Source organism: Janthinobacterium sp. GW821-FHT03C08, from assembly GCF_059420905.1.
The window spans coordinates 247,582-267,830 of record NZ_JBWKUP010000010.1; the positions used below are offsets into that span (position 1 = coordinate 247,582).

Annotated in this window: 24 protein-coding genes; 6 read left to right on the forward strand and 18 right to left on the reverse strand. The window is 65.1% G+C overall.

Annotated elements, in window-relative coordinates; translation table 11 throughout:
• Positions 1-7 precede the first annotated feature (7 nt).
• The 3 genes from fliP to fliR are packed head-to-tail and all read left to right on the forward strand — an operon-like array spanning position 8 to position 1,943.
• Positions 8-787 carry a flagellar type III secretion system pore protein FliP gene (gene fliP / locus AC07VL_RS16520; RefSeq protein WP_494806844.1) on the forward strand — a complete coding sequence of 260 codons (780 nt, stop codon included), beginning with the start codon at positions 8-10 and terminating at the stop codon, positions 785-787.
• Between the two features lie 9 nt (positions 788-796).
• Positions 797-1,066, forward strand: a complete 270-nt coding sequence (fliQ, locus tag AC07VL_RS16525; RefSeq protein WP_290604388.1) for a flagellar biosynthesis protein FliQ — start codon at positions 797-799, stop codon at positions 1,064-1,066.
• A gap of 22 nt (positions 1,067-1,088) precedes the next feature.
• Positions 1,089-1,943: a flagellar biosynthetic protein FliR gene (fliR, locus tag AC07VL_RS16530; RefSeq protein WP_494806810.1), complete on the forward strand. Its 855-nt coding sequence runs from the start codon at positions 1,089-1,091 to the stop codon at positions 1,941-1,943.
• An 8-nt stretch (positions 1,944-1,951) separates the two neighbouring features.
• Here the strand turns inward: fliR and AC07VL_RS16535 are convergent, their stop codons facing one another.
• The 13 genes from AC07VL_RS16535 to flgB form a co-directional block, all read right to left on the reverse strand.
• Complete coding sequence (locus tag AC07VL_RS16535; protein ID WP_494806811.1) at positions 1,952-3,211, reverse strand: MFS transporter; 1,260 nt, start codon at positions 3,209-3,211, stop codon at positions 1,952-1,954.
• Positions 3,212-3,263: 52 nt separating this feature from the next.
• On the reverse strand, positions 3,264-3,716 hold the full coding sequence (locus tag AC07VL_RS16540) for a MarR family winged helix-turn-helix transcriptional regulator (protein WP_494806812.1): 453 nt from the start codon (positions 3,714-3,716) through the stop codon (positions 3,264-3,266).
• Positions 3,717-3,875: 159 nt separating this feature from the next.
• Complete coding sequence (flgL, locus tag AC07VL_RS16545; RefSeq protein WP_494806813.1) at positions 3,876-5,117, reverse strand: flagellar hook-associated protein FlgL; 1,242 nt, start codon at positions 5,115-5,117, stop codon at positions 3,876-3,878.
• Positions 5,118-5,164: 47 nt separating this feature from the next.
• On the reverse strand, positions 5,165-7,132 hold the full coding sequence (gene flgK / locus AC07VL_RS16550) for a flagellar hook-associated protein FlgK (RefSeq protein WP_494806814.1): 1,968 nt from the start codon (positions 7,130-7,132) through the stop codon (positions 5,165-5,167).
• Positions 7,133-7,220: 88 nt separating this feature from the next.
• The gene (gene flgJ / locus AC07VL_RS16555) at positions 7,221-8,135 is read right to left on the reverse strand and encodes a flagellar assembly peptidoglycan hydrolase FlgJ (RefSeq protein ID WP_290604378.1); all 915 of its coding nucleotides are present in this window, start codon (positions 8,133-8,135) and stop codon (positions 7,221-7,223) included.
• A gap of 10 nt (positions 8,136-8,145) precedes the next feature.
• The gene (locus tag AC07VL_RS16560) at positions 8,146-9,261 is read right to left on the reverse strand and encodes a flagellar basal body P-ring protein FlgI (RefSeq protein ID WP_494806815.1); all 1,116 of its coding nucleotides are present in this window, start codon (positions 9,259-9,261) and stop codon (positions 8,146-8,148) included.
• Between the two features lie 2 nt (positions 9,262-9,263).
• The gene (locus AC07VL_RS16565) at positions 9,264-9,914 is read right to left on the reverse strand and encodes a flagellar basal body L-ring protein FlgH (protein ID WP_494806816.1); all 651 of its coding nucleotides are present in this window, start codon (positions 9,912-9,914) and stop codon (positions 9,264-9,266) included.
• Positions 9,915-9,963: 49 nt separating this feature from the next.
• A complete protein-coding gene (flgG, locus tag AC07VL_RS16570) occupies positions 9,964-10,746 on the reverse strand; it encodes a flagellar basal-body rod protein FlgG (protein WP_071322383.1) in 783 nt (260 codons plus the stop codon).
• 72 nt (positions 10,747-10,818) lie between these two features.
• The gene (locus AC07VL_RS16575; RefSeq protein ID WP_494806817.1) at positions 10,819-11,562 is read right to left on the reverse strand and encodes a flagellar basal body rod protein FlgF; all 744 of its coding nucleotides are present in this window, start codon (positions 11,560-11,562) and stop codon (positions 10,819-10,821) included.
• 57 nt (positions 11,563-11,619) lie between these two features.
• Positions 11,620-13,167, reverse strand: a complete 1,548-nt coding sequence (locus tag AC07VL_RS16580) for a flagellar hook protein FlgE (RefSeq protein ID WP_494806818.1) — start codon at positions 13,165-13,167, stop codon at positions 11,620-11,622.
• A gap of 51 nt (positions 13,168-13,218) precedes the next feature.
• Positions 13,219-13,914 (reverse strand): flagellar hook assembly protein FlgD, encoded by a 696-nt coding sequence (locus AC07VL_RS16585; RefSeq protein WP_494806819.1) that lies wholly within the window; start codon positions 13,912-13,914, stop codon positions 13,219-13,221.
• Positions 13,915-13,929: 15 nt separating this feature from the next.
• Positions 13,930-14,331: a flagellar basal body rod protein FlgC gene (gene flgC, locus AC07VL_RS16590; RefSeq protein ID WP_196854753.1), complete on the reverse strand. Its 402-nt coding sequence runs from the start codon at positions 14,329-14,331 to the stop codon at positions 13,930-13,932.
• Positions 14,332-14,333: 2 nt separating this feature from the next.
• Complete coding sequence (gene flgB / locus AC07VL_RS16595; protein WP_290604369.1) at positions 14,334-14,774, reverse strand: flagellar basal body rod protein FlgB; 441 nt, start codon at positions 14,772-14,774, stop codon at positions 14,334-14,336.
• A gap of 191 nt (positions 14,775-14,965) precedes the next feature.
• On the opposite strand from flgB, the gene flgA reads away from it, so the two are divergent.
• The 3 genes from flgA to AC07VL_RS16610 all read left to right on the forward strand — a co-directional run bounded on the left by flgA (position 14,966) and on the right by AC07VL_RS16610 (position 16,567).
• Complete coding sequence (gene flgA, locus AC07VL_RS16600; RefSeq protein ID WP_494806820.1) at positions 14,966-15,661, forward strand: flagellar basal body P-ring formation chaperone FlgA; 696 nt, start codon at positions 14,966-14,968, stop codon at positions 15,659-15,661.
• A 122-nt stretch (positions 15,662-15,783) separates the two neighbouring features.
• A complete protein-coding gene (gene flgM, locus AC07VL_RS16605) occupies positions 15,784-16,092 on the forward strand; it encodes a flagellar biosynthesis anti-sigma factor FlgM (protein ID WP_290604366.1) in 309 nt (102 codons plus the stop codon).
• Between the two features lie 7 nt (positions 16,093-16,099).
• Complete coding sequence (locus tag AC07VL_RS16610) at positions 16,100-16,567, forward strand: flagella synthesis protein FlgN (RefSeq protein WP_290604364.1); 468 nt, start codon at positions 16,100-16,102, stop codon at positions 16,565-16,567.
• Positions 16,568-16,620: 53 nt separating this feature from the next.
• Here AC07VL_RS16610 and AC07VL_RS16615 read toward each other — a convergent pair whose 3' ends face one another.
• The 5 genes from AC07VL_RS16615 to AC07VL_RS16635 form a co-directional block, all read right to left on the reverse strand.
• On the reverse strand, positions 16,621-17,475 hold the full coding sequence (locus AC07VL_RS16615) for a hypothetical protein (RefSeq protein WP_494806821.1): 855 nt from the start codon (positions 17,473-17,475) through the stop codon (positions 16,621-16,623).
• 72 nt (positions 17,476-17,547) lie between these two features.
• Complete coding sequence (locus tag AC07VL_RS16620; protein ID WP_494806822.1) at positions 17,548-17,910, reverse strand: translation initiation factor Sui1; 363 nt, start codon at positions 17,908-17,910, stop codon at positions 17,548-17,550.
• 50 nt (positions 17,911-17,960) lie between these two features.
• Positions 17,961-18,743, reverse strand: coding sequence for a flagellar motor protein MotD (gene motD / locus AC07VL_RS16625; protein WP_494806845.1), 783 nt, complete (start codon positions 18,741-18,743; stop codon positions 17,961-17,963).
• A gap of 16 nt (positions 18,744-18,759) precedes the next feature.
• The gene (locus tag AC07VL_RS16630) at positions 18,760-19,506 is read right to left on the reverse strand and encodes a flagellar motor protein (protein WP_494806823.1); all 747 of its coding nucleotides are present in this window, start codon (positions 19,504-19,506) and stop codon (positions 18,760-18,762) included.
• Positions 19,488-20,219 (reverse strand): RNA polymerase sigma factor FliA, encoded by a 732-nt coding sequence (locus tag AC07VL_RS16635; RefSeq protein ID WP_071322371.1) that lies wholly within the window; start codon positions 20,217-20,219, stop codon positions 19,488-19,490. The genes AC07VL_RS16630 and AC07VL_RS16635 overlap by 19 nt, the downstream gene beginning before the upstream one ends.
• Between the last annotated feature and the right edge of the window lie 30 nt (positions 20,220-20,249).

Consider the following 20,249-nt stretch of genomic DNA (forward strand, 5'->3'; position numbering starts at 1 on the left):
GCAGGCAATGAAGCAGCAGACGCAAGCGCAGGTATTGAGCAATATCAAGACTCCCCTGACCTGGCTGCTGGCGGCCGTCGCCCTGGCCCTGCCGCTGTGGGCCCTGGCCGAACCGGGCATCCCGGCCTTCACCAGCACGCCGGCGCCGGGCGGCGGCCAGAACTATTCGCTGCCCGTACAGACGCTCATCCTGATGACGTCGCTCACCTTCCTGCCGGCGGCCCTGCTGATGATGACCTGCTTTACGCGCATCATCATCGTGCTGTCCCTGCTGCGCCAGGCCATCGGCACGCAGTCGGCGCCGCCGAACCAGGTGCTGGTGGGCCTGGCCCTGTTCCTCACCCTGTTCGTCATGGGACCCGTGTTCGACAAGATCTATACGGATGCCTACCAGCCTTACCAGGAAAACAAGATCAGCATGCAGCAGGCGATGGACAAGGGCGTCGAACCGCTGAAGACCTTCATGCTCAAGCAGACGCGCCAGGCCGACCTGGCCCTGTTCGCCAAGATGTCGCGCACGCCGGCCCTGCAAGGCCCGGAAGACGTGCCCCTGCGCATCCTCGTGCCCGCCTTCGTCACGAGCGAGCTGAAAACGGCCTTCCAGATCGGCTTTGCCATCTTCATCCCGTTTTTGATCATCGACATGGTGGTCGCCAGCGTGCTGATGTCGATGGGCATGATGATGATGTCGCCGGCGACGATTTCGCTGCCGTTCAAGCTGATGCTGTTCGTGCTGGTCGATGGCTGGCAGCTGCTGCTCGGTTCGCTGTCACAGAGTTTTTACTAGGGGAAGACGATGACACCCGAAAGCGTCATGACCCTGGGCCGCCAGGCGATGGAAATCACCCTGATGGTGGCAGCGCCCATGCTGCTCGTCGCGCTCATCATCGGCCTGGTCGTCAGCATCTTCCAGGCCGCCACGCAGATCAACGAGGCGACCCTGTCCTTCATCCCCAAGCTGGTGGGCATTTTCATCGCCATCGTCGTGGCGGGACCGTGGATGCTGTCCGTCATGCTCGACTACATGCGCCAGGTCTTCACGGGCATCCCAAACCTGGTCGGCTAGGCATGCGGCAAGGGCATAGGCCATGCTGACCCTGTCCAGCATCGAACTGAACACGTGGATCGCGGCGCTGCTGTGGCCACTCAGCCGCATCCTCGGCCTGATCGCGGCGGCGCCCCTGTTCGGCAACGCGGCCGTGCCGGCCACCGTCAAGGTTGCGCTGGGCACGCTGCTGGCCATGATCATCGCCCCCACCGTGCCGGCCTTGCCAGCCGTCAATCCGATGTCGCTGGCCGGCCTGCTGATCCTCACGCAGGAGATGCTGGTGGGACTGGCCATGGGCTTTACCATCCGCATCGTGTTTTCCGCCATCGAGATGGCAGGCGAGATCAGCAGCCTGACCATGGGCCTGGGCTTCGCCTCGTTCTTCGATCCGCAGACCAAGGGCCGCTCGTCCGCCATCAGCCAGTTCCTCGTCATGCTGGCCACGTTGATGTTTCTCACAGTCAATGGCCACCTGGTGCTGCTGGCGGCGCTGGCGGAAAGCTTCGTCAGCCTGCCCATTTCCGCCAGCCCCATCAGCGGCGGCGGCTTCCAGCAACTGGCCGCCTGGGGCGGCGAAATCTTCCGTTCCGGCCTGCAGATCGCCCTGCCCGTCATCGCCGCCCTGCTGCTGACCAACGTGGCGCTGGGCATCCTGACGCGGGCCGCGCCGCAGCTGAACATCTTCGGCATCGGCTTCCCCGTCACCCTGGGCGTGGGCTTGCTGGTGATCGGCATGGTCCTGCCCTACCTGGCCACGCCCTTCCAGAACATGTTCCTGCGCGGCATAGAAACGGCGCGTCTGCTGCCGCGCGGCTTCGCCGCGCGCGAGCGGCCGCCGCCGCCCGTGCCGCCGCATCCCCTGCGGCCAGCGCCGCCGGCGCCGCCGGCACGCTAAGGCCGGCTTCAGCGCTGGTCGGTGCTCAGCGCCACGCGCCAGCGCCGCACGTCGAGATGGAGCTTCAACTGGTGGTGTTTCACCAGGTAGCGCACGCCGACGAGGGCCGCCGCCAGGCCCGACACGGCGCCGATGCCCAGCGCCCAGCGGGGGCCGAAGGTGTCCGCCACCCAGCCCACGATGGGCGCGCCCAGCGGCGTGCCGCCCGCCGAGATCGCCAGCAGGATGGCCATCACCCGGCCCCGCATGGCGGGCGCCGTGGACAGCTGCACGCTGCTGTTGACGCTGGTGGTAAAGGTTTGCGCGGCGATGCCGATGACCACCAGCATGATGCCGAACAGCCAGTAGTTGGGCATCACGGCGGCCAGCGCGCAACCAAAGCCGAACAGCGCGGCCGCGCCCAGCAGCAAGGCCAGCGTGGGCCGGCCGCGGCCCGCCGCCAGCAGGGCGCCCGCCACGGAGCCGCAGGCCATGATGGAACTGAGCACGCCATACTGGCCGGCGCCCGCATGGAAGGCCGTCACCGACATGGTGGACAGGAAAATCGGGAAATTCAGGCCGAAGGTGCCGATCAGGAACAGCATCAGCAGGATGGCCATCAGGTCGGGCCGCTGGCGCACGTAGCGGAAACCCTCGCCCAGGCTGGCGCGCGTGGCCTTCAGGCGCGGCGCGCGGCGCAGCAGTTCCACGCGCAGCAGCAACAGCGAACCGATCACGGCGGCAAACGAGACGGCGTTGATGATGAAGACCCAGCCGCTGCCGACGCTGCTGATCAGCAGCCCCGCCACGGCCGGGCCCAGCATGCGCGCCGCATTGAACGAGGTGGAGTTGAGCGCCACGGCGTTGGTCAGGTCGTCCTCCTCGACGATCTCGGAAACGAAGGTCTGGCGCACGGGCGAATCGAAGGCCGTCACGCAACCCAGCAGGAAGGCAAACACATACACGTGCCACAGCTGGACCAGGCCGCTGATGCACAGCAGGCCCAGGCCCAGCGCCAGCAAACCCATGGCCGCCTGCGTGCACAGCAGCAGTTTGCGGCGGTCGAGCAGGTCGGCCGCCATGCCCGTCAGGGGCAGCAACAGCAGCTGCGGGCCGAATTGCAAGGCCATGACGATGCCGACGGCGCTGGCCTTGTGCTGCGTCAATTCGCTCAGCACCAGCCAATCCTGCGCCGTGCGCTGCATCCACGTGCCGACGTTCGACACGAGGGCGCCGCCGGCCCAGATACGGTAATTGGGATTGCGTAGCGAACGGAATGTGTTTTTCATCTGTGGGGGAAAGGCCTCCTTGCCTTGGGTTTCAGGGTCGCAATCACCGGGGTCATTGCGCCAAACGTTTGAGTAGCGTCACCGCCCTGTCCAGTTCGGTGACTTCGGCCGGCGTGAGCCGGGTTTCCATGGTGCGCGCCAGCCAGTCTTCGCGCGCCGCGCGGCTGGATGCGATCCAGGCGCGGCAGCTGTCCGTCAGGGTCAGGATGGTTTGCCGGCCGTCGAGCGGATCGGGCGCGCCCGTCACCAGCCGCGCCTCCGTCAGGGCCAGCACGGTGGCAGCCATCGACTGGGGTCGCATGCCTTCGGCGCGCGCCAGGCTGCTGACGGTGGCCGGGCCTTCGCGCTCCAAACGGCTGAGCACGGATTGCTGCGACATGCTGACGTCGCCCAGCTGCGATTCCTCGCGCAGGCGGCGGCGCAGCTTACCGATGAGGATGCGCAATTCGCCGGCCAGCTGCAGCACTTGCTCGTGGCTTTGATGGTCTTCTTGTGGGGTGGTCATGGGGGCCGCGTGGTGGATCAACAGGCCCAAGTATAACAGATAGACAGGTAGACTGCACAGTTTGCCTGTATATCTTGCCAGGATGGCCATCTTGCGGGCGCAAAAAAGCCGGGGCGGGAGATGGCTTCCCTGCCCCGGCCTGGCCTTGAAACGGCTGGCTTAGCTGATGTAATTAAACAGCGACAGGCCCGAAATGGAAGTAAACGATTTCTGCGCCGCCTGCAGGGTGATCTGCTGCTGGCTGAAGAGGGAAATCGTCTTCACCATGTCCAGGTCCTGCAGGCCGGACAGGGTGCTCGCATATTGCAGGTCGAGGTCGTCGCCGGCGCTGTCGAGCGTGTCGAGCTCCTTCAGCCGCGAGCCCACTTCCGCGCGCACGGACAGCACGTTGTCATAGGCCGTGTCGAGAATGTTGTGCGCGGCGTTCAGGCTGGCCGTCAGGCGCGCCTGGCCCGCGTCGCCCGACGCCGGCTGGCCCAGTGCGCCGATCAGGTTGGTGATGGTGGTAAAGATCGATTCCTTGCCGCTCGGCTCCAGGGTGAACTTGTCCTGGTCGGCCGGCTTGCCCGTGATGGACACTTGCTGACCGTCAAAGTTGATGGCGTCGCCCGCCTTGTAGGCCACGGGCACGGCCGGATTCGGTATCGTCTGGCCCAGGGTCACGTCCGTCACGGTGTAGGTCGTGGTGGCGTCGGTGCCCGTGCCCGTCACCTGGAAATCGATGGAATACTTGTGCCCCGTCAACTTGGTGGGATCGGTGACGGTGCCGCCGGAAATGATGCCGGCGCCGCCGCGCGTGAAGTTGCCCGCGTCGGGTGCCGTGGTGAACTTGCCATTGCCCGTCAGGTTGTTCTCGAATACGGCCGCGCCCGAGTCGCTGGTGGCCAGGTAGCGCGCCGACCCCACCTGCAGCTCGCGCTGGCCCTGGTCGCCCACGTAGGTGGCGCCGCCCGGGGTCTGGCTGAACGGCTGCGTGGTCGACTTGTAGCCGGAAAACAGGTAGCCGCCCGCATTGTCGGAGGTGTTGGCGATGCCCATCAGGTCCGTCAGCCGGCCCTGCAGTTCGGTGGCCAGGCTCTGGCGGTCGACGTCCTTCAATGCCGGGTTGCCGGCCTTCAACACCAATTCCTGCACGTCGGCGATCAGCGAGGTAGTGCTGGCCAGCGCCAGGTCTTCCTGCGACAGGAAATTCTTGGCATTCGAGCGGTTCGTCACGAATTGCGTGTTGATCGACTGCGACTGCGTCACTTCCAGCGCGCGCGACGAGGCGATGGGGTCGTCCGCCGGCGTCAGGTTGCGGCGGTTGGCCGACAGCTGCATCTGCGTGCGGTTCAGGGCGCCCTGCAGCGTGTTCAGCTGCGAGCTGCCCGCGTCATAGATCATTTTGGTACTGATGCGCATGATGCTGCCCTTCCAGGTGGCGGCGCCCGAGGCCGCCGCTCAAATAATTAACGTCCGAGGCCGATGACCACGTCGAACAGGGTACTGGCGATCTGCATGACCTTGCCGCAAGCCTGGTAGGCTTGCTGGTAGCGCAGCAGGTTGGCCGCCTCTTCATCGAGATTCACGCCGGACACGGCCTGCTGCTGCGTGCTGGTCTGCTGCAGCAAGGCCATGCTGGCCAGGCCGCTGACCTGGACTTCGCGCGTCTTGTTGCCGACAAAACTGACGGTTTCCGCGTACGAGCCCTGGAACGTGGCCTTGCCGCCGTCGAGGATGTTTTTCGTCTGCAATCCCGCCAGCAAGGCGGCATTGCGGTTGTCGCCCACGCCGCCCGAGTTCGGCGAAATGGTAAAGGTATCGCCCTGCGCGGGCGCGCCCGTCATGTTGACGTTGATGCCGCCAAAGCTGAAGCTGTCGCCTTCCGTATAGGGTATGTTCGCCGTGCCGGCCGGATAGGTGGTGGTGGCGCCGTTCAAGCCTTTCACCGTCACCGCCTGGCCAGCGGGGAAGCCCGTCAGCGAAGTGGTTGCCTTGTCGTACGTCAAGGTCAGGGGCGCCGTCAGGGCATTGCCTGGCGTCAAATAAGCGCTGTCCACGCTGCCCGCGCCCAGCTTGCCGCTGCCCGTGTTGCTGACGGGCGCGCCCGTGGCGATCGGCGCGCCGGCGGCCAGCTTGTTGCGGTCGGTAATCGCCACGGCCAGGTCAGACGCGCCGTGCGCCGTCGGCCTGACCATGAAGTTGTCGCCTTCGGCAGCCGTGCCCGTGATCGAGAAATCCACGCCGTCGATGGTTTGCGGCACCGTCTGCGGATACGGGTTGATGGTGGTTTTCGTGCCGTCGCTCTGGCGCGTCACGACGTAGTTCGAGCCGTCGTACTTCACGGCATAATCGCTGGCCGTCAGCTGGGTCGGATCGCTGATCTTGGCCGACAGCGCGGTCGTGCTGGTCGCGTTGTTGCGGTAGTCGGCGCCGATGACGGGGTCGGGCAGCTTGAAGAAGTCGCCGCCCATGTCGCCGTTCAAGTCCTGGCCCAGCTTGTGCTGCTCGTTGAAGGTGGAGGCCAGCGCGATGGCGACCTTGCCCAGGGAATTCTGGATGCGGTCCAGGCTGCCGCTGCGGAATTCCAGCAAGCCGCCCAGCGCGCCGCCGCTGAGGGAACTTTCCGACAGCTTGGTGACGGTGGTGCCCGTCACATAGCCCACGTCCAGGCGGTTCGGGTCCGTCGGCGATGGCGTGGCGGCCAGTTCAAAGTTCTTGCTGCCCACCACCAGCGGCTGGCCCGAGCCGATCGAGACGGTAATCGAGTTGCCTGCGCCAGGCTGAACCGTTGCCTTGACGTATTTGTTCAGCTCGGTGATCAGCTGGTCGCGCTGGTCCAGCAAATCGTTGGGCTGATTGCTTTCATTCACCGTCAGGTTGGTGATCGAGGTATTCAGGTCCGCGATCTGCTTGGCGTAGGAATTGATCACCTTCACGTTCGAGGTGATCTGCGAATTGACGCCATCGCCGATTTCCGTCAGGCGCGCGCTGAGGCCCTGGAAGCGCGCCGTCAGCGAGTTTGCGCTCGACAGCAATGCCTGGCGCGACGCGACGGACGACGGATTCGAGCTGAAATCCTGCACGCCCTTGAAGAAATCGGCCATCGCCGGCGACAGGCCGGCCGTGGGATCGGCCAGCATGTTGTCGATCTGGCTGATCTGCGTGTAATACGCGTCGAGCGAACTGGTGGTCGCCTGCGCGCCATTCACCTGGGAAGCCATGAAGCTGTCGTACTGGCGCTTGACTTGCGATACCTCGGTACCGTTGCCCACGAAGCCATAGCCGGCATTGTTGAACTGGGCCGTCTGCTGCAGCACCACCTGGCGGTTGTAGCCGTCCACGTTGGCATTGGTGATGTTATGCCCGGTCGTCGACAGGCCCACCTGCGCTGCAAGCAAACCGCTCTTACCGATGCTGAGGAGATTCGAAGTCATGGTGTTTTATTGGTTACCGTCAAAAGTATTTACGGCAGCCGCGGCGAAAACTTGAAGCGCGCGGCTTGCGCAGGGGACAGGCGGGGAATTAGCCGACCAGCGAATTCTTGATAATCTTTGTCAATTTGGCAGCGTAATTCGGGTCCGTCGCATAGCCTGCCTTTTGCAGGCCCTGGGCAAAGGTGCTGGCGTCGCCGGCGCTGGCCAGCACTTTTTCATAGCGTTTGTTGTTGGTAATCAACTGCGCATAATCCTTGAAGCTGTCCGCATAGCTGTCGTAGGCGCGGAATTTTTCCACCTTGCGCTGCGCCTTGCCATTCACGTATTCCGTCGTGACGGCTTCCGTGACCTTGCCCTTCCAGTCGCTGGTCGCCTTGATGCCGAACAGGTTGTGGCTGCTGCTGCCGTCGCGGCTGATGATTTCGCGCTTGCCCCAGCCCGTTTCCAGCGCCGCCTGGCCCAGCATGAACTTGGCCGGGATGCCGGTGGCGCGGCTCGCTTCTTCCGCATGCACGCCCAGCTTTTCCTGGAAGGCGCGCACGTGCGGCGCCTGCGTTGCGTTGGCCTTGTCGCTGAGCGTCTTGCCGCCCGTGGCGCCGTCGGCGATGGCGCCCTGCTGCTGGCGGAAGGCGGCCAGCGCCTGCGCAATGCTCGACGAGCGGGGCGACGGCGCCTCGGCGCCATCGGCCGCCAGCGCCTGGCCCGAGGACGACAACTGGCGGATCAGCACGTCAGCCAGGCCCGTGCCCCGCTTGGCCAGGTTCTGGCTCGTCTGCTGGTCCAGCATCGAGGTGTACATCTTGCTTTGCTGGCTATCCATGATGCCGTCCTGCGGCGTGGCGTCGCGCATGCTTTTCATCATCATGTTGATGAACATGGCCTCGAACTGCGTCGCCGCCTCCTTCAGCGCGGCAGGATCCTTCGCCTTGGCGGACTGGCGCAAGCCATCCATGCCCTTGACGTCGTAGGCGGCGGTATTGCTGAGGTCGGTTTGGCTGATCATGGCGTGCCCATCAAATGATTTCAAGTTCGGCGCGCAGCGAACCGGCCGCCTTCATCGCCTGCAGGATGGCCAGCAGGTCCTGCGGCGAGGCGCCGATGGCGTTCAGGGCCTTCACCACGTCCGACAGCGAGGCGCCACCCTTGACCAGCATGACCTTGCCCGGTTCCTTCTTGATGTCGATCTGCGCCGTCTGCGTCACCACCGTGCGCCCGCCCGACAGGGGCGCCGGCTGGCTCACCTGCGGCTCGACGTTGATGGTGACGGACAGGTTGCCGTGCGAAATGGCGCACGTTTCCAGGGTCACGGACTGGTTCATCACGACGGAACCCGTGCGCGCATTCATGATGACCTTGGCCGCCAGGCGGGCCGGATTGACTTCGATGCTCTCCAACTGGCCCAGGAAGGCCACGCGCTGGTCGCTGCCGCCCGGCGACTGCACCTGGATCACGCGCCCGTCCAGCGCGGCTGCCGTGCCGGGACCGAAGCGGCTGTTGATGGCGTCGGCCACGCGGCTGGCGGTGGCAAAATCGGTGGCGTTCAATTCCAGGCGGACGGTGTTGTTGGCGCCCAGCGCCGACGGCACGCTGCGCTCGACGGTGGCGCCGCCCGAGATGCGCCCCACGGACAGGTGATTGATGACGACGGAACTGCCGGCCGCCTGCGCGCCCACGCCGCCCACCAGCACGTTACCCTGCGCCATGCCGTAGACCTGGCCATCGGCGCCCTTCAGCGGAGTCATCAGTAAAGTGCCGCCGCGCAAGCTTTTCGCATTGCCCATCGACGACACCGTCACGTCGAGCAACTGGCCCGGCTGGGCAAACGCGGGCAAGGCCGTCGTCACCATCACGGCGGCGACGTTTTTCAGTTGCAAGCTCGTGCCTTGCGGCAAGTTGATGCCCTGCTGCTGCAGCATCGCCGCCACGCTCTGGATGGTGAACGGGGTTTGCGTGGTCTGGTCGCCGCTGCCGTCGAGACCGACGACGAGGCCATAGCCCATCAGCTGATTCTGGCGCACGCCGGCGATGCTGGCCAGGTCTTTCAGGCGCTCGGCCTGGGCCACGGGCGCCAGCAGGGACAATGCCAGGCCGCAGACGGCGAAAAGGCGGGGAAAGGTCAGGGTCGCCATGATCAGAACGGCAACAGGCTGAGGAAGAAGCGCGACGCCATCGACGCCATCTCGGCGCGGTCGATCTGGCTGTTGGTGCGATACTCGACGCGCGCATCGGCCACCTGGGTCGACGGCACGACGTTGCCGATGCCGATGGTATCGGGATTGACCATGCCGGAGAAGCGGATGAATTCCGTGCCCTTGTTCATGGCGATCTGCTTCTCGCCGGCGACGATCAGGTTGCCGTTTGGCAATACCTCGATCACCGTCACGCCGATCGTGCCGGAAAACGTGTTGCTGGCGGACTGGTTGTCGCCGTCGGCAAATTTGGTGGCACCATTCGCCGCCACGCTGGCGCCGAAGCGGCCCTGGGCGATGCCGGGCGTGGAAAAGCCCACGCTGCCGGACTTGTTGCCGGAACTGGCGCCGGCCTTGACGGCATTCGTGCGCTCGGTGATGGCGATCGTCATGGTGTCGCCCACGTGGCGCGCGCGGCGGTCTTCGAAGGCGGGACGGTAGGTCGACGGCTGGTAGATGGAGCCGTTGTTGACGACCACGGGTTCCGGCATCGGCGCGCGCGTGGTGGTCGGGTATTGCACGATCGAGGTGGGCGTGATGGCGCAGCCGGACAGCAGGACTGCGGACAACAGGGCGATGATGGGGTAGTGCATGACGAACCTCCGCTGCCACCCGGCGAGGGATGGCATGACGACAAAAAAATTAAAGTTGCGACAACTTCTGCAGCATCTGGTCGGATGTGGTGATGGCCTTGCTGTTGATCTCGTAGGCGCGCTGCGTCTGGATCATATTGACCATTTCCTCGGCCACGTTGACGTTCGACGTCTCGATATAGCCCTGCATCAGCACGCCGGCGCCATTCGTGCCCGGGGTGTTGGTCTGCGCCACGCCGGAGGCGCCCGTTTCCATGTACAGGTTTTCGCCCTTCGATTCCAGGCCGGCCGGGTTGACGAAGGTGGTCAGCTGCAGCGAGCCGATCTGCGATGGCGCCACCGTGTCGGGCAGGGTGACGGAAACGGTGCCGTCGCGCGCCACGGTCAGGCTCAGCGCATTGGTGGGCACGGTGATGGCGGGCTGGATGACGAAGCCTTCGGAAGTGACGAGCTGGCCGTTGCTGTCCGTCTGGAAGGAGCCGTCGCGCGTGTAGGCGGTGGCGCCATCCGGCATCAGCACCTGGAAAAAGCCCGTGCCGTTGACCATCACGTCGCGCGAATTGCCGGACGCCTGGGGATTGCCCTGGGTATGGATGCGTTCGGTGGCCACGGTGCGCACGCCCGTGCCGATCTGCAAGCCCGATGGCAGCTGGGTTTGCTGCGACGATTGCGCGCCCGGCTGGCGCACGTTTTGGTACAGCAAGTCCTCGAACACGGCGCGCGACTTCTTGAAGCCCGTGGTGCTGACGTTGGCCAGGTTATTGGCGATCACGTCCATCTGCGTCTGCTGCGCTTCCAGGCCGGTCTTGGCTATCCAAAGGGAACGAATCATGTTTTTTCTCCAATAACAGCGCTAACCAGCCCTGTAGACTATTTCCATGTGACCATTATGCGGCGATCCCCATCAATTCAAAGCGAGGATCTGGGTGGCTTTCGCCGCGTTATTCTCGGCATTCTTCAACAGGCTCATTTGCGTTTCGAACTGGCGCGCCAGGGCGATCATGCTGACCATGGAGTCGACGGGGCTGACATTGCTGCCCTCCAGCGCGCCCGTGGTGAGCTTGACGGCCTGGTCGGCCTGGGCCGTCGTGCCATCCTTCAGGCGGAACAGGCCGTCGTCGCCGCGCACCAGCTGCTGCTCGGGCGGGTTGACGAGCTTGATGCGCCCCAGCACCGTCGACGGTCCCGGCGGCACGTCCGTGGAAATCGTGCCCACCGTGCCGTCGCTGGCGATGGCCACCGTCACGCCGGGCGGAATGGCCATGGGCCCCGTGTCGCCCTGCACCATCAGGCCCGATTGCGTCTGCAGCATGCCGTTTTCATTGAGCTTCAGGGCGCCGTTGCGCGTGTAGGCTTCGGAGCCGTCGGCGGACTGCACGGCGATCCAGCCGCCATTTTCCACGGCCACGTCGAGCGCGCGGCCCGTGTGCTGCATGGGGCCTTGCGTGAAATCGGAACCGACCGTCGAATCGACAACGAAGGCGCGCGTGGGCATCATGCCATCGGCCACGACGGGCACGGCGCGGAACGAGTCGAGCTGGGCGCGGAAGCCCGTGCTGGTGGCGTTCGCCAGGTTGTTCGCCGTGGTCGCCTGCTTGTCGAGGATGTGCTTGGCGCCCGAGGCGGCGGTGTAGATGAGACGGTCCATTTTTTATTTCTCCCAAACCAACAATAAAATCGGGGGCATATGCCCCCGGTCAACTTATTAGCGGAGGTTGACTAAGGTTTGCAAAACCGAATCCTGCGTCTTGATGGTTTGCGCATTCGCCTGGTAGGCGCGCTGGGCCGTGATCATGTTGACCAGTTCCGCCGTCAGGTCGACGTTCGACACTTCCACGGCCGAGGCACGCAGGTTGCCCAGGGTGCCCGTCTTCGGCTCGCCCGTGATGGGCTTGCCCGAGGCCGAGCTTTCCACCCAGGCGTTATTGCCCAGCGGCTCCAGGCCATTCGGGTTGGTAAAGTTGCTCAACACCACTTGCCCCAGGCTGCGCGTCTTGCCATTGTTGTACTGGCCCTGGATGACGCCGTCATCACCGACGATGAACTGGCTCAGCTGGCCGGCCTTGTAGCCGTCCGCTTCCGTTTTCTTTTCCGCCGTGGCGGTGCCCAGCTGGGTCGATTTGCTGAAATCGACCTGCACCGACAGGGTGGCATTGGCGCCCGTGGCGGGGAAGATCGGCAGATTGACGGTGACGGGCAGGGTTTGCGGCGGCGTCAGGGCCAGCATGGCTGCCCGGTCCAGGCTGCCGACCGTGTTGAAGACCAGCGAACCGGTCTTGACGGCGGGCACTTCGGTCACGGCGCGGATGGCCGCGTCGATCTGGTCCGGCGTGCGGCTCGAGTTGATGCCATCCGGCACGGCACTGCCGTAGGTGGCGGCGATGGCGGCCAGCTGCGCCGGCGTGGCGCCCGCGGCGGCGGCCGCCGCCGAGACGGCGGCACCGGCCGCATTGCCATAGGCGACGGCGGCGGCCGTCACATTGGCCGGCACCAGCGGCACGGCCGTGACAGCCGCCTGGTAGGCGGCGCGCGCGGCCAGCGAGGCGGGGTCCGTCTGCAGGGCCGCCGCGGCCTTCATGCTGGTCACTTCCGTGCCATCCATGGCCGAGTAGACGTCCCAGGTGTTGGTGCCCGTCTTGACGTAGAAATTCGACATGATGTGGGAATTGCCCAGCGAATCGAAGACTTCGACAGGGAAGGACTTGCTGTACGAGGAATCGTCGCCGGCCTTGAACGGCACGGTCGTCGGCATGGTCGTGTTGGAATTGAGGTTGACCTGCGTGTCGATCTTGGTCGTCGCCTGGGGCTTCATGTCCGACTGGTCGATCTGCAGGGGCACGACGGCGCCGGCGACGATCTTGCCGTTGGCGTCGGCCGCATAGCCGGTCAGCTGCGCCAGCTGGGCGTTGACGATGAAGCCGCTCTTGTCGACCTGGAACTGGCCATTGCGCGAGTACTGGATGGCGCCGTTGACGCTGGTACGGAAGAAGCCGCCGCCATTGATGGCGATGTCGAGGGGATTCGACGACGTTTCCAGGTTGCCCTGGTTAAATTGCTGGGCGATTTGCGACACCGACACGCCGATCCCCGCCTGGTTGCCGCCCACGCCATACAGCGAGTTGGCATAGATGTCGGCGAACTGGGCCTGCGACTGCTTGAAACCCACGGTCGACGAGTTGGCGATGTTGTTGCCGATGACGTCCAGCGATTTGGCGGCGCCATTCAAGCCGCTCAGGCCTTGTTGGAAAGACATTGTGTTCTCCTGGTAGAAATTAGGGGGGGGGTCACGCTACGATCGAGCGGCTTACAGGATCTGCTTCACATCGGCCATGGTGATGCTGCCCACGCCCGGTACATTCAATTTCACGCCATTCGCGCCCGTCGAGACGCTGGCGACCGAGCCGAACATCAGCGCCGTCGCATCCTTCAGCACGGTGCCGCCGCGCGTCGCTTCCACCGTGAAGGTGTAGGCGCCGTCGGGCAGCACGATGTTCTTGCCTTCCGCATCGAGGTCCGCCGTGGAACCATTCCAGCCCAGCGGCAAGGTGCCCGCTTCCTGCGCGCCCAGGTCGATGGAATGGACTTCCTTGCCATCCTTGTAGATGACGACCTTGACCTTGTCGGCGGCCGTGGCCAGGTCCACGCCCAGCAGGGCAGCGCTCTTGCTCAGGTTGATATCCTTGCCTGCCGTCAACACGCCATGGCCGATGATGTTGGCCGCCTGCATCGATTCGGCTTGCTGGTAGCTGGTTTTCAGGGTTTCCAGGGTCGTGTTGAGCTTGTTGACGCCCGTCACCGTGGACAGCTGCGCCAGCTGGCTGGTCAGCTGCGCATTGTCGAGCGGATTCATCGGGTCCTGGTTTTTCAGCTGGGTGACCAGCAGGGTCAGGAATTTGTTTGTTTCCGCCTCGACACTGCCAGGTTCGGCCGTGGTCTTCTTCGGATTCATCGTCGCCATCAGATCGGTGGTGACGGTGTTGCTGGTATCGATGGTTGCCATAATGATCAGTCAGCCTTATTGGCCGAGCGTAAGGGTTTTCAGGAGCAGCGACTTGGCCGCGTTCATGGTTTCCACGTTGGTCTGGTAGGAGCGCGAAGCGGACAGCATGTTGACCATCTCGTCGACCGTGTTCACGTTGGGCATGGTGACGTAGCCCTTCTCGTCGGCCAGCGGATTCTTCGGGTCGTAGACGAGCTTCATCGGCGACGGGTCCTCGATCACCTTCTGCACCTTGACGGCCGTGGCGCCGTTGGCCATGGGCACGGCTTCGAAGACCACCTGCTTGGCGCGGTAGGCTTCGCCGCTGGCGCTGGTGGCGCTGTCGGCATTGGCCAGGTTGCTGGCCACCGTGTTCAGGCGCTGCGCCTGGGCGCTCATGGCCGAACCGGAAACGTTGAAGATATTAAACAGCGACATGATTACTGTCCTCCCTGGATGGCCGTGAGCATGCCCTTGATCTGCGCATTGAGCAGCGTGATGCTCGCTTCGTAGCGGATGGAATTGTCGGCGAAGGCGTTGCGCTCGAGGTCCATGTCCACCGTATTGCCATCGACGGCGCCCTGGGCCGGCGCGCGGTACAGCAGCGGCGTGCCATCGGCCAGCGTCTCCACCTTGCCGCCAGCCGCGGCCGCCGTGCCCTTGCCCGCCAGGTGCTGCGGCGCCGTGCCCTTCAGGGCCGGGGGCGTGCCGTCGCTGCGCGCCAGCGCGCCTTTCAGGGCGCTGGCGAAATCGACGTCGCGCGCCTTGTAGTTGGGCGTGTCGGCATTGGCGATATTCGAGGCGAGCAATTCCTGGCGCGTCGAGCGCAGGCTCAGCGCCGTCTCGTTGAAGCGCATGTAATCGTCGAGTTTCCCTATCATGTCAGGCTCCGGAAAGATCTGCCACTGGCGCCTGAGATGGCGGAAGGATGGCGGTATAGTGATGACAGGAAACATAGTACGGCGGCCACCGGCAAGGCCATCGCCGGATCAGACCGTACTTTTACCCCTTAATCCGGGCTTCGAACGGGGCGGCGCGCACTATCATGGCACTATTCCAGAGGCCTATCACCATGAAAACACCGCTCGCTTTCTTCTTCGCCCTTGCCGCACTGACGTCCCTGGCGCAGGCGCAAAACGCCGGCCGGCAGACGCCGGAAGCGCTGCGCGCCAGCGTGGAACAGTTCCTGCAAGTACAAAGCAACGGCTTGCCGGGCAAGGTGACGATCACCGTCGGCGCCGTCGATCCGCGCCTCAACCTGGCCGCCTGCCCCGCGCCGCAAGCGTTCATGGCACCGGGCGCCCGCGCCTGGGGCAAGACCACCGTGGGCGTGCGCTGCACGGCCCCGGCCAGCTGGACCATCTATCTGCAAGCCAACGTGGCCGTCGTCGGCGACTACGTGGCCAGCGCCGTGCCGCTGGCGCAGGGGCAAGCCATCGACGCCAGCCAGCTGGTGACGATGCAGGGCGACCTGGCGGCCTTGCCGGCAGGCATAGCCACCGACATGGCCCAGGTGGTGGGGGCCAGCACGACTATTTCCTTGCCGCCGGGCACGCCGATGCGCCTCGACACCCTGCGCCGCAAGCCCGTCGTCATGCAGGGCCAGCTGGTGCGCGTCGTTTCCAGCGGCAACGGTTTCCAGGTGGCATCAGAAGGCCGCGCCATCGGCAGCGCCGGCGATGGCCAGACGGTGCAGGTGCGCACGCAGAGCGGCCAGCAGATCAGCGGCGTGGCGCGCGCAGGCGGCCTGGTGGAGGTGGCGTTTTAATCCCTTGTGAAACCGATATGGACAGCGATATTGTGGTCTGGCGCACTAAAGTTTCGGAAGAAGGTGCCGATAATGACACATATCCCGGAGTTTCTTGACTTCGACCAGACGAGGATCACGCTGTGAAAATTACCGACAACACCATTAAAAGCAATCCCGGCCTGCCGGTAGCGCCCGCGAGTACGTCCGGCGCCCGCAATGCCGAGAAAGCCCAGGCAACACCGACGACGTCGGACAATGTACGCCTGTCGCCGCAAGGACAGGCATTAGCGGCCAGTGCAACTGCCGGCAGCGGCGCCGTGTTCGACACGAAAAAAGTCGAACGCATCAAGATGGCGATCGCCGACGGCCAGTTCCAGGTCAACTCTGAAAAAGTGGCGGACGGTCTCCTCGACACGGTCAAGGACTTGCTGCACTCACGAAATAGATAGGTTCCCAATGCAATCAGTGACTCCGTTTTCCAGCCTGCGCGACGAGCAACAGCTCATGACCACATTGCTGGCATTGATGAAAGAAGAACAGCGGCATCTGGTTGCCGCTGACATCGATGCAATCGCGGAGCTCACCGTACGCAAGACGGCACTGGTGGGACAATTGAGCCAGCTGGCGGCGCAACGCCACCAGGCGCTGGCGGCAGCGGGCTACACGGCAGCCGAAGCGGGCATGGAAGACTGGCTGGTCGGCGCCAGCGAAGCGGAAGCGGCGCCCCTGTGGAAAGCCCTGCTCGAGACGACGCGCGAAGCCAAGGAACAGAACCGCCTGAACAGCCTGCTGGTCAACAAGCACATGCTGCACACGCAGGGCGCCCTGAACGCCATGCGCCCCGCCGCCCAAAGCGGCAACTTCTACGGCCCCAGCGGCCAGCCAACGACGAACACGGCCAGCCGGCGCGTCGTCATCGGCTGATTCCCCTTATTTAACAACAATACTCTCCGGCAAGGCGCCGCGGCCTTGCCAGCTCAGCCGTGCGCGGGCCGCCCCGCATGCTGGCGGAACTTCGCCGCGATGGCTTGCCCCTTCGCTGCGGCGGCGGCCTGCTGCGCCGGCGTCAGCTCGTCCTGCAGCCAGTGCCAGTACTCATCCTGGTAGGGATTGGTGACGCCGGGTGCGAGGATGTCGTCGTAGACGAGGCGCAGGGCCAGCAGGTAGCCATACGCCTGCGGCGCATCCTTGCGCACCACGTCGCCATCGCGCAGGTAGGCCATCATCAGGGTCGAGACACTGCTCAGTTCCGCCTCGTCCGCCTGCGCCGTCAGCTGGGCGATGGCTTGCCGCTTCCACGCCTGCACCAGCGGATCGTCGGGACGGTTGCGCAGGGCGCTGCGGTCGCCGAACGGGCCTTCCGACAGGAACAGCGTGGCCGCGCCCGGCACGCCCGCCTTCGCCGCCGTGGCCAGGTAGGCCAGGCGGTCCTCGCGCTGCCGCTGCGTCAGGCCCGCGCACAGCTGCCGCTGGGCGGCTTTTTCCTCGGCCGTCATCTCGCGTCCCAGCTCGAATTCCAGCCCCGGCAGGCGGCCCTCTTTCTCAAAAGAAATACAGTCGTCGAGCAGATTGTAGGCCGCATACGCGTCTTCCGGCCGGCCGCTGGCGGCCAGGCGCGCAAGCTGCTGCGCCAGGGGAACGGGCGGCGCCACGGGATCGGGCACGGCGGACGCATCGAGCGTGAAATACGCGGCCAGGCTGCGCCCCTGGGCGGGCGCCGGCACGGCGGACGCCGCCACGGGCGCGCCGTCATCGGGCAGAAACCAGTACGCCAGCGCCAGCGCTGCCGCGAGCACGGCAATGGCCAGGCCGGTAAGTTTGATATGCATCATGGGGGCACGCCTGACACGGGAAAGGCACGTTACCACAGGCGCGCGCGGCTGTCCCGCGCGCAGCGGAAAAAATCAGCCGCCCGCCTTCTTCGGCTGGTGCCCCAGCTTGGCCAGCGCGGCCAGGAGGGTGTCGACATGGTCGCCCTGCACCTCGATCACGCCATCCTTGACGGTGCCGCCCGAGCCGCACTGCGCGCGCAGCTGCTTGCCCAGCAGGGCCAGGGCGATGGCGTCCAGCGGCAAGCCCTTGACGACGGTGACGCTCTTGCCGCCGCGGCCCTTGGTCTGGCGCGACACGCGCACCACGCCGTCGCCCGCGGGCGCCGCCCTGGCCTGCGCCTTGCACGCGCACTGCGCCAGCGGCTGGCGGCAGGCGGGGCACATGCGGCCCGTTTCGGTGGAGTAGACGAGACCGCCCTGGGAACTGCTTTTCATGGTCGAGAGAGAAAGAATGGCAAGGCCGCGATTGTAGCAAGCGGCGGGGTTCAGTTGGCCGGTGCCGGCGCCACGGGCGCCGTCGGCACTTCCGTCACCGTTTCCGGGATGCCCGACAGGATCGTCACGGCCACGCGGCGGTTGCGCGCGCGCCCTTCCGGCGTGTCGTTCGGCGCCACGGGGATGTTGTCGGCGTGGCCCACGGCCGTCAGGCGCGCGGCCTGCACGCCGCTGGCGATGAACAGGCGCACGACGGCGCTGGCGCGCGCGGCCGACAATTCCCAATTCGAGGCAAAATTCGAATTGCTGATCGGCTGGACGTCCGTGTGCCCTTCCACCTGCACGTCGTGCGTGTCGTCCCTGAGCAGCACGGCGACGGCGCGCAGGGCCTGGTCCGATTCCGGCGTCAGGCGCGCCGCGCCCGGGTCGAACAGCACGCTGGCATTGATTTCCACGCTGACGCCGCGGCTCGTCTGCGTCACGCGCACCTTGCCTTCCTTGACCAGCGGCGCCAGCGTGGATGTGAGGTCCTGCGCCAGGCGCGTCATGTGTTCGCGCTCGCGGCGGATGGCTTCCGTGCGGCGCTTCAGGGCGGGGTTCGGCAGCGGGATCGCCTGCGGCGCTTCCATGATGATGGGCGGCGCGCCCTTTTCCAGGCTGAAGGCCTGGCCGATGGCATTCTGGAAGACGCGGTACTTGCCCTCGTTGACTTGCGAAATGGCGTACATGACGACGAAGAAAGCGAACAGCAGGGTGATGAAGTCGGCGTACGAGATCAGCCAGCGGTCCTGGTTGTCCGGCTCCTCGTCATACTTCCTGCGCGCGCGCCGCATCATGGTCAGTGCTCGCTCAGTGCTCGTGAAGCAGGCTGGCGACGCGCTCTTCGATGATGCGCGTGTGGTCGCCCGTGGCGATGTCGTACAGCACGGCGGCCGTGATTTCATACTGCAGCACGCGGCGCGAAACGATGGCCTTGAGTTTATTGGCCACCGGCAGGAACAGCAGATTGGCCAGGCCGACGCCATAAATCGTCGAGACGAAGGCGACGGCGATGCCGCTACCCAGCTTGCTCGGATCGGTGAGGTTTTCCATGACGTGGATCAAGCCCAGCACGGCGCCCAGGATGCCGATGGTGGGCGAATAGCCGGCCGCCGATTCCCACACCTTGACGGCCTGGCGCTCGGCCATTTCGTAGGCGGAGATTTCCACGTCGAGCAGCTGGCGCAGCTTGTCGGGCGCGATGCCGTCGACGATCATGCGCAAGCCCTTGGCATTGAAGCGGTCGGCCGTGTTTTCCATCAGGCGCTCGAGCGCCAGGGGGCCGTCGCGGCGCGCCGTCAGGCTCCAGGCGCCGATGTCGCGCGCCAGCGCGGCGCGCGTGTCGGCCGGCGGCAGGAACACCCAGCGCAGCATTTCCAGGCCGCGCACGAAGGTGCGCAGCCGCGTCTGCAGCAGCACGGCGCCGAAGGTGCCGATGATGACGATGGCGAAGGCGGCCGGCTGCAGCAGGGAGGCCATCTTGCCGCCTTCCAGTGCCTGGCCGACCAGCAGGCCCGCCAGCGCCAGCGCCAGCCCGATTATGCTGGACCAGTCCACGCCTGCTCCCTCAAGGTTGCGCGCAGGCGCGCGACGGCCTGGGTATGCAGCTGCGAGACGCGCGATTCCGACACGCCCATCACTGCGCCGATTTCCTTCAGGTTCAGCTCTTCTTCGTAGTACAGGCCCATGAGTATTTTCTCGCGTGGCGGCAGCGCGTCGATGGCATCGATCACGGATTGCCGGAAATCGGTATCGAGCAGGGAACGCAAGGGGTCGCTGTCCTCGTCCACGCAGTGGCGGTCGAGGAAGCTGTCATTGCCGTCCGGGTCATGAAAGTCTTCGTAGTACACCAGTTGGTGGCCGCCGCCGTCGCCCAGCATTTCCTGGTAGTCGGCCAGCGACATTTTCAGCAGCTTGGCCACTTCCGACTCCGTCGGCGGGTGGCCCAGGCGCTGCTGCAGGATGCTCATCGCCTCTTCGATCTTGCGCATGTTCTGGCGCATGCTGCGCGGCAGCCAGTCGCTGGTGCGCAGTTCGTCGAGCATGGCGCCGCGGATACGCAGCACGGCATAGGTCTCGAACTGCGCGCCATGGGTTTCCTCATAGCGGCTGATGGCGTCCAGCAGGCCGATCATGCCGGCCTGGATCAGGTCATCGACCTCGACCGAAGGCGGCAATTTCGCCTTCATATGGTGCGCCAGACGCTTCACCAGCGGAATATGCTCCGTCAGCAAATAGTCCTTGTTCGATTTCCCTTTGACCGTGTACATAGGCTGCTTATTGTTTTCTCGTCTTATCTG

Excerpts from the sequence above, each read along its gene's own strand:
- AC07VL_RS16560 (WP_494806815.1), bottom strand. The coding sequence starts at position 9,261 with ATGGCGACCCTGACCTTTCCCCGCCTTTTCGCCGTCTGCGGCCTGGCA.
- AC07VL_RS16610 (WP_290604364.1), top strand. The coding sequence starts at position 16,100 with ATGCAATCAGTGACTCCGTTTTCCAGCCTGCGCGACGAGCAACAGCTC.
- flgC (WP_196854753.1), bottom strand. The coding sequence starts at position 14,331 with ATGTCGCTGTTTAATATCTTCAACGTTTCCGGTTCGGCCATGAGCGCC.
- flgA (WP_494806820.1), top strand. The coding sequence starts at position 14,966 with ATGAAAACACCGCTCGCTTTCTTCTTCGCCCTTGCCGCACTGACGTCC.
- flgJ (WP_290604378.1), bottom strand. The coding sequence starts at position 8,135 with ATGATCAGCCAAACCGACCTCAGCAATACCGCCGCCTACGACGTCAAG.
- AC07VL_RS16565 (WP_494806816.1), bottom strand. The coding sequence starts at position 9,914 with ATGCACTACCCCATCATCGCCCTGTTGTCCGCAGTCCTGCTGTCCGGC.
- flgL (WP_494806813.1), bottom strand. The coding sequence starts at position 5,117 with ATGCGCATCAGTACCAAAATGATCTATGACGCGGGCAGCTCGCAGCTG.
- AC07VL_RS16575 (WP_494806817.1), bottom strand. The coding sequence starts at position 11,562 with ATGGACCGTCTCATCTACACCGCCGCCTCGGGCGCCAAGCACATCCTC.
- flgK (WP_494806814.1), bottom strand. The coding sequence starts at position 7,132 with ATGACTTCGAATCTCCTCAGCATCGGTAAGAGCGGTTTGCTTGCAGCG.
- AC07VL_RS16585 (WP_494806819.1), bottom strand. The coding sequence starts at position 13,914 with ATGGCAACCATCGATACCAGCAACACCGTCACCACCGATCTGATGGCG.
- flgG (WP_071322383.1), bottom strand. The coding sequence starts at position 10,746 with ATGATTCGTTCCCTTTGGATAGCCAAGACCGGCCTGGAAGCGCAGCAG.
- AC07VL_RS16620 (WP_494806822.1), bottom strand. The coding sequence starts at position 17,910 with ATGAAAAGCAGTTCCCAGGGCGGTCTCGTCTACTCCACCGAAACGGGC.
- fliR (WP_494806810.1), top strand. The coding sequence starts at position 1,089 with ATGCTGACCCTGTCCAGCATCGAACTGAACACGTGGATCGCGGCGCTG.
- AC07VL_RS16535 (WP_494806811.1), bottom strand. The coding sequence starts at position 3,211 with ATGAAAAACACATTCCGTTCGCTACGCAATCCCAATTACCGTATCTGG.
- fliQ (WP_290604388.1), top strand. The coding sequence starts at position 797 with ATGACACCCGAAAGCGTCATGACCCTGGGCCGCCAGGCGATGGAAATC.
- AC07VL_RS16580 (WP_494806818.1), bottom strand. The coding sequence starts at position 13,167 with ATGTCTTTCCAACAAGGCCTGAGCGGCTTGAATGGCGCCGCCAAATCG.
- flgB (WP_290604369.1), bottom strand. The coding sequence starts at position 14,774 with ATGATAGGGAAACTCGACGATTACATGCGCTTCAACGAGACGGCGCTG.
- motD (WP_494806845.1), bottom strand. The coding sequence starts at position 18,743 with ATGCGGCGCGCGCGCAGGAAGTATGACGAGGAGCCGGACAACCAGGAC.
- AC07VL_RS16615 (WP_494806821.1), bottom strand. The coding sequence starts at position 17,475 with ATGATGCATATCAAACTTACCGGCCTGGCCATTGCCGTGCTCGCGGCA.
- fliP (WP_494806844.1), top strand. The coding sequence starts at position 8 with ATGAAGCAGCAGACGCAAGCGCAGGTATTGAGCAATATCAAGACTCCC.
- AC07VL_RS16635 (WP_071322371.1), bottom strand. The coding sequence starts at position 20,219 with ATGTACACGGTCAAAGGGAAATCGAACAAGGACTATTTGCTGACGGAG.
- AC07VL_RS16540 (WP_494806812.1), bottom strand. The coding sequence starts at position 3,716 with ATGACCACCCCACAAGAAGACCATCAAAGCCACGAGCAAGTGCTGCAG.